Origin of the sequence: Pseudanabaena sp. 'Roaring Creek' (genome assembly GCF_001402795.1) — a bacterium.
Classification (GTDB): domain Bacteria; phylum Cyanobacteriota; class Cyanobacteriia; order Pseudanabaenales; family Pseudanabaenaceae; genus Pseudanabaena.
In genome coordinates, this window is sequence record NZ_LIRE01000060.1 from 1 (window position 1) to 11,609 (window position 11,609).

The 11,609-nt window shown below is 39.4% G+C and carries 14 protein-coding genes; 9 read left to right on the forward strand and 5 right to left on the reverse strand.

All coding sequences use genetic code 11. The features are described 5' to 3' along the window. The first annotated feature begins 340 nt into the window (after window positions 1-340). On the forward strand, window positions 341-664 hold the full coding sequence (locus tag AC805_RS01875; protein WP_009626703.1) for a DUF1825 family protein: 324 nt from the start codon (window positions 341-343) through the stop codon (window positions 662-664). 31 nt (window positions 665-695) lie between these two features. Here AC805_RS01875 and AC805_RS01880 read toward each other — a convergent pair whose 3' ends face one another. Continuing rightward, window positions 696-1,430, reverse strand: coding sequence for a ComF family protein (locus tag AC805_RS01880; RefSeq protein ID WP_055073848.1), 735 nt, complete (start codon window positions 1,428-1,430; stop codon window positions 696-698). A gap of 289 nt (window positions 1,431-1,719) precedes the next feature. Further along, on the reverse strand, window positions 1,720-3,591 hold the full coding sequence (gene glmS, locus AC805_RS01885) for a glutamine--fructose-6-phosphate transaminase (isomerizing) (RefSeq protein WP_055073849.1): 1,872 nt from the start codon (window positions 3,589-3,591) through the stop codon (window positions 1,720-1,722). Between the two features lie 334 nt (window positions 3,592-3,925). Here glmS and AC805_RS01890 point away from each other — a divergent pair, with 334 nt between their 5' ends. The 5 genes from AC805_RS01890 to tumE all read left to right on the forward strand — a co-directional run bounded on the left by AC805_RS01890 (window position 3,926) and on the right by tumE (window position 5,356). Further along, the gene (locus AC805_RS01890; RefSeq protein ID WP_055073850.1) at window positions 3,926-4,213 is read left to right on the forward strand and encodes a type II toxin-antitoxin system Phd/YefM family antitoxin; all 288 of its coding nucleotides are present in this window, start codon (window positions 3,926-3,928) and stop codon (window positions 4,211-4,213) included. A gap of 7 nt (window positions 4,214-4,220) precedes the next feature. After that, complete coding sequence (locus tag AC805_RS01895) at window positions 4,221-4,481, forward strand: Txe/YoeB family addiction module toxin (RefSeq protein ID WP_231662398.1); 261 nt, start codon at window positions 4,221-4,223, stop codon at window positions 4,479-4,481. A gap of 138 nt (window positions 4,482-4,619) precedes the next feature. After that, window positions 4,620-4,712 (forward strand): type II toxin-antitoxin system ParD family antitoxin, encoded by a 93-nt coding sequence (locus tag AC805_RS27235; protein ID WP_369122820.1) that lies wholly within the window; start codon window positions 4,620-4,622, stop codon window positions 4,710-4,712. Window positions 4,713-4,752: 40 nt separating this feature from the next. Then, window positions 4,753-4,983, forward strand: a complete 231-nt coding sequence (tumA, locus tag AC805_RS01900) for an antitoxin TumA (RefSeq protein ID WP_055073852.1) — start codon at window positions 4,753-4,755, stop codon at window positions 4,981-4,983. Beyond that, window positions 4,973-5,356 (forward strand): toxin TumE, encoded by a 384-nt coding sequence (tumE, locus tag AC805_RS01905; RefSeq protein WP_055073853.1) that lies wholly within the window; start codon window positions 4,973-4,975, stop codon window positions 5,354-5,356. Before tumA ends, tumE begins: the two co-directional genes overlap by 11 nt. 100 nt (window positions 5,357-5,456) lie before the next feature. On the opposite strand, the gene AC805_RS01910 is transcribed toward tumE, so the two are convergent. The 3 genes from AC805_RS01910 to AC805_RS01920 are packed head-to-tail and all read right to left on the reverse strand — an operon-like array spanning window position 5,457 to window position 10,073. Next, window positions 5,457-6,569, reverse strand: a complete 1,113-nt coding sequence (locus AC805_RS01910; RefSeq protein ID WP_055073854.1) for a DNA methyltransferase — start codon at window positions 6,567-6,569, stop codon at window positions 5,457-5,459. A gap of 13 nt (window positions 6,570-6,582) precedes the next feature. Next, entirely contained in the window at window positions 6,583-7,938 is a 1,356-nt protein-coding gene (locus tag AC805_RS01915) for a DNA double-strand break repair nuclease NurA (RefSeq protein WP_055073855.1), read from the reverse strand. A 2-nt stretch (window positions 7,939-7,940) separates the two neighbouring features. Continuing rightward, window positions 7,941-10,073: a helicase HerA domain-containing protein gene (locus tag AC805_RS01920; protein WP_055073856.1), complete on the reverse strand. Its 2,133-nt coding sequence runs from the start codon at window positions 10,071-10,073 to the stop codon at window positions 7,941-7,943. Between the two features lie 556 nt (window positions 10,074-10,629). Between AC805_RS01920 and AC805_RS01925 the strand changes: the two genes are divergently transcribed. The 3 genes from AC805_RS01925 to AC805_RS01935 all read left to right on the forward strand — a co-directional run bounded on the left by AC805_RS01925 (window position 10,630) and on the right by AC805_RS01935 (window position 11,523). Next, window positions 10,630-10,815 (forward strand): hypothetical protein, encoded by a 186-nt coding sequence (locus AC805_RS01925; RefSeq protein ID WP_055073857.1) that lies wholly within the window; start codon window positions 10,630-10,632, stop codon window positions 10,813-10,815. A gap of 100 nt (window positions 10,816-10,915) precedes the next feature. Next, the gene (locus AC805_RS01930) at window positions 10,916-11,137 is read left to right on the forward strand and encodes a hypothetical protein (protein WP_055073858.1); all 222 of its coding nucleotides are present in this window, start codon (window positions 10,916-10,918) and stop codon (window positions 11,135-11,137) included. Continuing rightward, window positions 11,125-11,523 carry a type II toxin-antitoxin system VapC family toxin gene (locus AC805_RS01935; RefSeq protein WP_055073859.1) on the forward strand — a complete coding sequence of 133 codons (399 nt, stop codon included), beginning with the start codon at window positions 11,125-11,127 and terminating at the stop codon, window positions 11,521-11,523. The genes AC805_RS01930 and AC805_RS01935 overlap by 13 nt, the downstream gene beginning before the upstream one ends. Window positions 11,524-11,609 lie beyond the last annotated feature (86 nt).

Below are 11,609 nucleotides of genomic sequence, written 5' to 3' on the forward strand. Positions count from 1 at the left end.
GTTATACCAATTCCCAAAATGGCAACGCCATTTTGGGAATCTCAAAACCTTACTGGGTTTGGTGTTTAATTCACAAAAGTGTTGTCACACTTTCGTGAATTGGTATTATTACAAGCTATTGCGGTTTTCAAATGAGTGCGTACTCATTTGAAAACAAAAAACAATCCTAGTAAGGGTTTTGAGTTTTTATTTTGCCGTAGGCAAAATGAAAACTGCAATATTTCTTGACTGGGAGGAGATTAGGATGGGTTTTATAGTGATATCCCCACTTCGGGTAATTTCTGTAATTCTTAGCTAGCCTGTAAAATTAAAATAGATGTAAGTAAAGCAGAGCATTAAAATGGCATTTTTTGATTCTGAGATCGTTCAACATGAAGCTCGCAACCTATTTCAAGATTATCAAGCCCTAACGCAGCTTGGAGGTAGTTATGGAAAATTCGATCGCGAGGGGAAAATCCTCTTCATCGAAAAAATGGAAGAGATGATGGATCGCTATAAAATTTTCATGAAGCGATTTGAATTGTCCGATGACTTTATGGCGCAGATGACTCTCAAGCAACTGGAAAATCAGCTTGGTAATTTCGGAATTACACCGCAACAGATGTTCGATCAGATGAATATGACTCTTGAAAGAATGAAATCGGAATTGGAACTGCATAATTAGCTGTTAGCTTTTAGTTGCTGGCTTTTAGCCGCTATTTTTGAAATTGGGGACGCGAAATTACAATTACAGCTCTTACGATAAGATTGCTGTGGGCGAGGGTGGCGATCGCTTCACGTATCGTTGCGCCAGTGGTGTAAATATCATCAACTAGAATTACCGATCGCGGATTTGTCTGTGGCGATCTGTGTTGCAGGGGAACGGTAAAGGCGTGAGACAGGTTCTGTTCTCTTTCCGTGATACTTTTAGTCTGCATCTGGGCTTTTGTATCCTTGACCCTCTGCAAAAGCTGGGGATGGCAGGGCAATGCGATCAGCTCGCAAAAACGACGAGCGAGAATTTCTGCTTGATTAAAGCCTCGAGACTTTAATTTATTGGCATGGAGGGGGATGGGAATTACCGATAGCTTTTTATGATTTTGGATCAATGCCTTTCTATGCGGTGATCGCTTCCATGTGGTGGCAATTTTTTCGGCGATCGCTTCCATAATTGCAGGGTGATTTCCATATTTACAGGCGGCGATCGCTCTTTTCAAGGCTCCATCGTAAATTCCCCAGCTATAAAGGGGAAGGTCGGGTGAGATGGGATAATCCACTTGCAAAAATTCTGGTGATTGACAAGCAGAGATCTGGCGATCGCAGTCTTTACATAGGATTCTATCCGTAGAACGCTTGCATAAAGGACAATTTGCTTGCCAGAGCGAATCTATAACAGTGCTAGCTAATCGATTAATTTTCAAACGATTGCTAAGAGATGTTAACCATTGCATGATCGTTAGATTTATTCTTGACTTATTGTCTTATACCAATTCCCAAAATGGCAACGCCATTTTGGGAATCTCAAAACCTTACTGGGTTTGGTGTTTAATTCACGAAAGTGTGACAACACTTTCGTGAATTGGTATTACAGCAATTATCGATCAAATGAACCACAAGGAAATTTTTGAAAGCGCTGCTTTGCAACGCTTTCAAAAATTTCCTTAGTTTGGGTTTGAGCGCAATGCGCTGTATATCGATGGAGAATCCAGTCAGAGAGAGTTGTACCATGCCTATGAAAATTTATTCAACTGTGACAGATTTCGCAAGATTGCGCGGTTGATCGACATCTAAACCGCGATGGGCTGCCACATGATAGGCAAGCAGTTGCAAGGGAATCACGGTGAGAATTGGTGAGAAAATCTCATCAACCACAGGAATCGGCAAAATATAGTCAAACACCTCATGCGCCGCAGGATCGTCAAGAGGTGCGACACCAATCAATTTTGCATCCCTCGCTTTCGCTTCTTGAGAATTAGAAAGAACTTTCTCGTACACAGCTCCAGGAGTGGCGATCGCGACAACAGGTACATCTTCGTCTAGCAGGGCGATTGGTCCATGCTTCATTTCCCCTGCGGGATAGCCCTCGGCATGAATGTAGCTAATTTCCTTGAGTTTGAGCGCACCTTCAAGGGCGATTGGGAAATTGATACCACGACCGAGGAAAATGAAATCTTTAGTATGGGTAAACTGACGCGAAAGTTCCTCAATATAACGCTCTTGGCTTTCAAGAATTCTTTCCATATAGGCGGGAAGTTGGCGCAGTCCGTCAATTAATTCCTGCGATCGCTCCGATGACAAACTACCCTTAGTGATACCAAACTCTAAGGCAAGTAAATAGAACATTAGTAGCTGAGCAATAAAGGTTTTTGTGGCTGCCACCCCAATTTCAATCCCTGCTTGAGTATCGATTACAGCATCCGCAATGCGCCCAATGGAACTTTCAACACGATTGGTAATGCCAAGGCAGCGATCGCCCCTTGATTTTGCCAATTCTAACGCTGCAAGCGTATCGGCAGTTTCTCCCGATTGGGTCACGCCAATTACTAAAGTGTTTGATAGTGAAGGAGGTGGTGAATAGCGGTATTCAGAAGCATATTGAACGCTAGTGGGAACACCTGCAATCTGCTCGAGCAGATACTTTCCGACTAAAGAGGCGTGCCAACTGGTTCCACAGGCAATTATTTCTACTCGTTCAATCCGCTCCACAAACCCCTGAGGCAGCCCCAATTTGAGTCGATCATTTTCGCTAATATAGCTGGCAAGCCCTGCCCTAAACACCCCTGGTTGCTCGTAAATTTCCTTGAGCATATAGTGTTTGAAGCCCTGCTTCTCGACCATGGTCGGGTTCCAGTTTAGGGTCTGGGGTGTTCGACGGAGGCGATCGCCTTTAGCGTTATATACTTGCACCGATTCCCTTGTTAGTCTGGCGATTTCTCCATTTTCTAGGGGAATGACAGTGCGGGTATAGGCAACCAAGGCAGGCGTATCGGAGGCACAGAAGTTTTCTTCTTTACCGATACCAATGACAAGGGGAGCCTGTTGGCGCACCACTACTAATTCATCGGGATAATCGGCATGGATGACAGCGATCGCATAGGCTCCTTGCAGCTTTGCCACGGTCAGGCGCACTGCCTCAAACAAAACCGAAGGCGAGTTGTCGGGAATAATATTGTCCCGCTTTTCTAGTTGCAGTAAAAACTCCGCGATCATGTGAGGAATCACTTCGGTATCGGTTTCACTGACAAAAATATGACCGAGTTCTTTTAATTCTGTGCGGAGAAGATGATAATTCTCAACGATGCCGTTTTGCACAACTGCCAAGTTTCCCAGATTATTGGTATGGGGGTGGGCATTATGTTCTTCAGGTTTACCGTGGGTTGCCCAGCGAGTGTGACCAATGCCAATGGGTGCGGATGGGGCGGTGTCAGTGTTTAATTTTTCTTCAAGCTGGATCAGTTTGCCCTTTGCTCTCACCCGATGCAAACTGCGATCGCCGAGGGGAATTGTTGCCACGCCTGCGGAGTCATAGCCGCGATATTCCAGTTTACGTAGCCCTGAAATTAAAACTTCATTTGCCGAGCGATGTCCGATGTAGCCAACAATTCCACACATAATGTCAATTTGAAGTAGATACGATTACAATTTTGTACGCCTAGCGCAAAAATTATGATTGTATTTAACCATGCGATAACAATTCATGAAAGTGTGACCACACTTTTGTGAATTAAAAAACATGCCCAGTAAGATTTTGAGATTCCCAAAATGGCATTGCCATTTTGGGAATCGGTACTATAGCTATAGCCAAAAAGTCTGTAACCATATAATCCAAATTAGCCTATAGCGATCGCTATATCAGGCGATCGTTTAACTACATCTGCTTTTGAAGCTTTATCCCATAGTTTTTAGAGAACCAACTATAATCTTAATAAGATTTCAGGAAGTCATTATGATTGTTGAAACTAGCTATGCACTGCTGACAATGCCAAATTTGAATGTATTGCTCGATCGCGTTGTTAATGATCGTGAAATTATTTACATCAAAAGTCAAAATGGTGAAAATGTTGCTCTGATTGCTGCCGATGAGTTACAAAGCTTGTTAGAAACTATGCATCTTTTGCGATCTCCTAAGAATGCAGAACGTTTGTTAAATGCTATTAGTCGTGCTAGAGCGAATGTAGAAGATTCCCAAACACCTGATGATTTACGCAAGGAGTTAGGACTTGTCAAAGAGTAATTCTCCATTGAATAGAGAATCTATTTTTGATCAGGATTTTCGTACAGATTTAACCCATTGGATTTCTGTTGATCGCAAGGTTGCTTTGAGGGTAATGGATTTAGTTGATTCAGTCATGCGCGATCCTTTTAATGGAATTGGAAAGCCTGAACCATTGAAATATCTTGGTTCTTGTATTTGGTCACGCCGTATTACTCAAGAGCATCGATTGGTTTATCTAGTTGAACAAAATTACATTAAATTTTTACAATGTAGATATCACTATTGAATTAGAAAAGATCGTCTTATGCTTCTTGAAAGTAGTGATATAAATTCGCGATCGCTATATTAGGCGATAGTTTAACTACATCTACTTTTAACACTTTTGCTATAATTGCTGATAATTACATGACTTAGGATGTAAATCATGAGTATTGCCTTAAAAATTGAGCAAGAGCAATTTATTCAAAAAAAGCTGAAAAGTGGGAAGTATAGCTCTGCTGATGAGGTAATTTTGTAGAAGATTCTCAAACACGTAAAGAATAAATTCGGGTATTATCATGCGTAGACAGATTACTGAATATACATCGCCTCTGGATGCTTTAATCGCTTTAACTAAGCAACTATACAGTTATGAGATTAAATATCAAACTGATTCGGCTGACTTTTTTGTGCAGTATCAACAAGGTAAGACGGATGATGATGAAGATAAGTTTGATTGGGCAAGTAATTATCGTCATTATCTAGCTTTACGCCAAGAATTAGAGAGCAAGCTAAGAAATGTCGCGTAATAGTTTTAGGGATTATTTTGATCAAATAGATCAACTTTTGGAAGCTTATCCTGATGTCTATGTAGAGAATTACAATGCGACAATTCTATCTAGTGAGCGAGTCAATCTCAAACTTCGATTGCGTTTTTATTTCCAATATTTACTTTCTATCAGTGAGGCTTTGGTTGTTGTAGGTGATCAGATTACGGCAATTGATTATCGCTATCATTTCCAAGATGGACAGAACAATCTAGTTTTTCGCTATGACAATACGCCCCATTTCCCCAATTTGTCGAGTTTCCCTCACCACAAGCATTTGATAGATAGGGTAATTGCTTGTGCTCAGCCAAATATTGCAATGATTATTCAAGAGGCGATCGCCTTTGCTTCTTGAAAGTAATGGTATAAATTGGCGATCGCCATATCAGACGATTGCTTAACTACATCTGCTTTTAAAGCCTTATGCCCCGAAGCTTGAGTATTTATCTAAACCATTAAGAGTGCATAATGATATCAACTTCACCAGGCTTAATAGTTTTATCCCCATAGAGAGCAGTTTGAGTTTCTTTAGAAAATGGTTGAGCAGTTATTTTCATAGACTTGTTTGGAAAAACTCTAGATAAAATATCTTTAGTTGTTTCTAAAGTAAATTTTCGAGCATCAGTTCTAACATAAATAATTGCATCTTTAGACATTATTTTAGAGCAATCCTCAAAAACATCATTTAACAAAGTTTGATAAGCTGTCATTGATTCAAACTTGCCTTTCCATTTTTCACCTGTCCACGTAGGTTTATTATTACCATTTAACATCCACAGACGTAGCCATTGATCGTAATAGTAATTTGTTATTTTGTAGTATGGTGGTGAAGTAAATAACAAATCAAAAGGGGATTGTTTACCTGTACGAACTTTTCTACCAATTTCCTTAAGCCTTGATGTGCTATCTCCTAAGATAACCTTACTTTCATTGTTTTCTGGCAGACCTTTAGCATATCTCCACTCAATACGATTTATCATAAATTCAACAGGATCGATTTCGGGTGGAAGCATATTTCTTTCTTGCCACCATCGAATTGAGTAATCAGGATGCATTGCTTTACCTTGTCTCATCTGGTTTGAAAAAGATGATTCTCTGTTCCCATGTAAATGAACCAAAATAATAGCCATTAAGGTCGCATCAGTTGAACTTTTGTCCCAGCTAAGGGCTTTTCTTGCTGCAAGCAAATAACGCAAAACAGTTTCTGTATAACAATATGAAAAAAATTCTGGTAAGGAATTTAATTCATCAATTGTGATAGTGTTGGCTATTTCTCCAATTTTACTATTGCGAAGTAATACCTTACCTTTGGAAGCAGGATTTAGTTTTGCTTTCCCATAAAGCCATCCAACAGGATTTATTTCAATGCCATATCCATATCTTTTTAGCGCAGCCGCAGCATAAATACTTGTTGCTCTTCCTGCAAATGGATCAAGAATGTTTTGCCCTATTTCCGAATATTTCTCAACTACATCAAAAGCAAATTCTCTTGGAAACATCGCATAATAAGGACCGATTCCAGACCATCTACCTGTAGCATTGCTGATTTTTAAAAGTTCATGACTCATTTTGTAAATTTTATCATTCTGTAATCAATTCTCTAGCTAATTTTTCTAAAACTTTGCTGCCAAGACTAAGAGGTATTGCTGCTTCTGAATTAGCCAGCACCAGAGGTGTAAATGCATTCGCAAATCTTGAAGACACAAGTTGATCTAGAAGACCGATCGCATCGGCTAACCTCGGATATTGAGACTGCTCCGCACGATTCATATCTCTATGATCCTCTTTTAAAAATGGAAGACTGGCTACTAGTCTCGCTCCTGATTTAGTTTTGTAGAAAAATTTACGTCCAAAATATGTTGCATCACCATACATTTTTGTGCCTTCAGAAAAAATCACATTTTGCTTAATGTATGAGTCTGTAAGTAACCCAACCGCTTGTTTAGGAAAAACGCCACTAGATCCTTCTGAATTACGATCTATGTCTTCAAAATGTTGTACGAACTGCCCCGTTTTCTCAACACCAATCAGGAGAATATCTTTTCCTCCTGTAGCTTTACGCACCAACTCATTTAACCTATATAGCTCTTTTCTAATTGCTTGACTGATCCAAGCAGGTTGTCCAAAAACAGCAAGCGGTCCATCAAGTACAATAGCTAACCTACGCAAGCTAGAAAGCCACTTTTTTGACTCCATAGTTCTTAAAATGTGAATAATCCAGACCCGTTCAAGCGTTTGCATAATTTCAGAAAAGATAGCTCCATTAGTTCCTGCTGGAACCATTCTTTCATGAAATCTAAGTGCATCTGTTGAATACAAAGGTTTGGATAATGAACATGAGCATGAATACTGATTTATACCTCTCTTATATTCTTCTTCTTTTGGACAATCTTCATAAGGACATTTTTGGGTTCGTTCCGTATTGGGCTTGTATTCAAGCAAAGCTTCATAGGTATCTAGAAGTGATTCACCATCAGTAGACATTCTATTGGTCTTGAAAACTTCAAATACTGCTTTTCTGAGAGATGCTTCAGCTGAACTTTCTCCTTCATAAACAACATTGCAACCAGGTAAAGCACAATCTATTGATTCTGCTGTCTGAGTCTTTTTAAATTTTTTGGGATCGACAGGTCGTTGTTGATCGAGTTCCCTCATCTTTTCGATATCTAAAATTACTGATGCTACGGTAATATATGCGGCTTCAGCACCAGGAAAACCATTTTTAATGCTAATTTCTGCATGACTGCCATCTATAGCAATTAGATTCTTTGGTTTCCAGTCGCTAGGCTCAATACTAACGGGTTCTAAAATTTGTAAAGAACCCAAGCTGTCAGCAGCATCACGGATTTTGTAGTTACCCAATAATTTTTTTACACGTTCGCTCTCTACGATCCGCCGTAAAGAACTATAACCAGCAAATTCACCTTCGTATGGCATAACTACACCTCAAACTTCTTAACTTGAACTGGAACAACAAAAAGATTACTCAGAGTTTTAACCCTCAAAAATCCTTTGTCTTGAGCGCGACGAATTGAACTCTCAAAGTCCTCAAAGTCGTAGTATTTTTTGAGTTCTCTTGTCTCATCAGTATTGTTTAAATGTCCAATTAACCAGTTAGCAGTGTTTTTTAAAATATTTTTTTGGATACTGCTTACCTCTTGTGTAGTGTAGACCATGCCAATATTATATTTTGCTCCTTCTTTCGCTGTGCGAACCCATATATTTTTTAAATCCATATCTGAACCTGCTGGCAAGAGGTTATGGGCTTCTTCAGCGTAAATCAAAATATCAGGGATATTCATCGCTCCCTCTCGAAATATATTTTGTTGTGAGCTAAAAATCTGCCACATAATTCTATCGGCAGAAGATTGATTGATTTCTGGATCTCCACTCGACTGATCAATGATTACAAGTTTTCCATCCCGTAAATGTTCATATATCTCTGAAGCATAATCAACGTTTGTACTATTTGTATGTTGATTACACACTTTCCCAATTTGCCTTGTACCATTTGGATAGGCAAACATTTCTAAGGTTTTTTTCAAGTCTTCGTCCGCCCAAGAATCACCTGAAGCTTTAGGGCGCTCAGTAATATACCAAGTCTCAAACTCTTTGTAACTTTTAGTTGTCATAAAGTCTCTAAGATATTCAAAGGCATTGGCAAGTTCTTTCCATGTCACCTTTGTCTTCTTCAAAGTAGAGGCAGCAGAAATATAGTTTGGATTTTCATCACCAGATTCTTCCATTATCTCTAGTAGACGGGAATTGAACAAACTGCTGCCCAGAGAGCTATTAATCTTTGGTGCAATTGTTACAGATGGCGTAAACCCTGCTTTAGCAATTAATGCTCGATACACTAAGACACGTCTTTCATAGCGGACAGTAGCAGACTTATCAGATGTATCTGGTTTCTCGAATCTAATCTGTCTAAAGTTCTGAATGTACTTAGAACCATCAGAAGCAAGTGATAAATCAATTATTTCTTTCCCAATCTGTAGATTGTCATCTTCAAAGAAGTTTAAAAGCATAAGTTTGCGTTCAAAACCCTCTGGATCGTTTGGATGGGGTAAAATGCCATAGACTACAACATCTTCTTTCTTGCCTTGGGGGTGAGATTGCCAAATGTTTTTTATAGCTGATGGATTCTTATTCTGACTAGCATCTTGAATATTTTCATTAGCATATTCACCATTTGGATCAAAAACAATCTGCCCAACTCTTAAAGGGTAATCTTCAAATCGAAGATTAAATACAGATTGAAGAATAATCTTTGTCGTGTTAGATTTCCCTGTTCTTGTCATTCCAAAAAGTGCAGTCTTCTGGCTAAGCAAATCCGCAGGAAGAATTTTCACCTCAACATTAGACACCCCTTGAAAAGAGCGATTAGTCGAGGCATAGCGAATATTGCCGATCACAACTGACTTATTTGTTTTCAAGTCCTTACGATCTGGATCGCGATAATTGACAATAAGTGACAGAGCTTTGTCATTTGGTTTATATACCTTTAAACCCTCGTTAGGGTAGTAATTAGATAAATCGCTGCCAAAGCGTAAAACTAAAGAATCAGAGTCTTCACTAGAGCTTTTATCAAGGAAAAAAGTCCCAATAACTCTACATTTAACTCCAGCAAAAGAGAGAAGATTATGGGTATGGGAATCCATCAATTCTTGACTATCCCAATGCATATCTTCGCCACTGGCTTTTTGTGCTGTCTCTACTCTGACTCGCTCAGCTTCAAATGCATTAGGCAGAGGTGCAGCGTCCATAACACGCAACAAGATAATAGATGAATCCTCTTTCGTATAATCAATTGAGCTTCTAGGATCGATACGAGTAGCAATTAAAAAACTCAGGCTAGGAATACCACCTACTTTTTTACGATAGTGATCGTGGATAAGTACTAATGCTGATTCATAGCTGATTGAATAAACTTCCCCAACGTATTGCCCCTTCTCTTGATCTTCTTGCCCCACTTGTTGCTCATTTTGGATCAGTTGCCCGAAAAGCTCTTTTGCTTCAGCTATAGCAGCATTTTGTTGATCATCAGAAAGAAATTTGTCTAGTTGCCCCATGTTAATAATCTCTAAACTACGATTTTCAAAGAAGATTTCTTATGGGTTTCCCCCTATAAGCTTGTTTTGATTTTAGCATTATTAGTAAATTATCAATGATTATTACATAATATTTTCGAGATTTAAGCCAATTGATTGAAACTTGAGGATAGGAATCAACCCTCAGAAGGCGATTGCCTATGTTCTTTAATATCTAGCAAAAAATAAGAATTTGAACAATCTCTCATGGTGGTAGTCCTAAAAAGGAAAGGATATCCAGAACTCTCTGCCAGCATGGATTCCATGAACTTAGCATTACATGAAAACATCTAAGATTCAACATTAGGAAGATGCTACAAAGCTTATAAATTCGTCCAGAATTGGTTTATTCAGTTGAAATAATGCCTAAACAGCCAAGATACTTAAGGACTTTAATTTTTCGGTATTCGATAAAACCTTTGCCCTAAGAGCTTTACATAGATCCTTTCCTTTTTAGGACTACCCTCATGGTCTAGCCTTACCCCATCATCTTTGAGATTACATATAATTGACTCAATCCCAATAATAGGAGTTACCAATGCAAACAATTAGCGAACAATACATTGTTGATGCTCAAGGTCAACGTTTGAGAGTGGTTGTAGAATTTGACTATTATCAAAAACTGCTTGCCCGTCTAGAAGAACTCGAAGAAATTTATGCCTTTGACCTAGCCGAAGAATCACAGGACGAAGCTATCCCATTTGATCAAGTGAGCATCGCTTAGAACTTGAGAAAGCGAAATAACGGTTAGAAGGCGATCGCTTACTTTCTCTAATCTAAGAGCAAAAAAAGAAGTGGAAAACATCTTAAGGAGATAAACAACCATGCTCAAAAGTTATGAAGCAACCTATGAAAACGGACAAATTAAATGGCTTTCCGAACAGCCAGAAATCACCTCGGCACGAATCATCGTCACTATCCTCGAAGAAACCAAACCTCAAATAAAACGCCGTTTTCCCATCCCCGACATGGCTGGCAAAGTGACAATCTTAGGCGATATCGTCAGCCCCATTGTCGATGAAGAGGATTGGGAATGTCTGAAATAATCGTTCTCGATACCCATATTTGGCTATGGCTAATTAACTCAGACTTCGAGCGATTTCCTTCATCTTGGCTTGAGCGCTTTGAGTTAGCCGAGATATTAGCGGTATCCCCTCTATCTTGCTATGAGATTGCCTTAGCCCAAAGTCGAGGCAGATTAGAGCTAACATGTTCACCAGAAGAGTGGTTTAGCAGAGCATTAGCGCCTGCCAAAATCGAGTTATTTCCACTAACTCCAGAAATTACAGTCAGAGCCGTAAATCTATCTCCCATTCACAAAGATCCCTTCGATCGCCTAATTATTGCCACAGCCTTAGAACATGGCGCAAAACTTGCCAGTATTGACAACTTATTTTCTAAATATCCTGAATTAGAAAGTTATCTGATGTAAATTAGGGAAATAAGCAGCTAGGCATAATTAAAAACCAAAATCAGAGAGCGTACCGCCCGCTACGCGGGCGGTACGCTCTTCTAGGT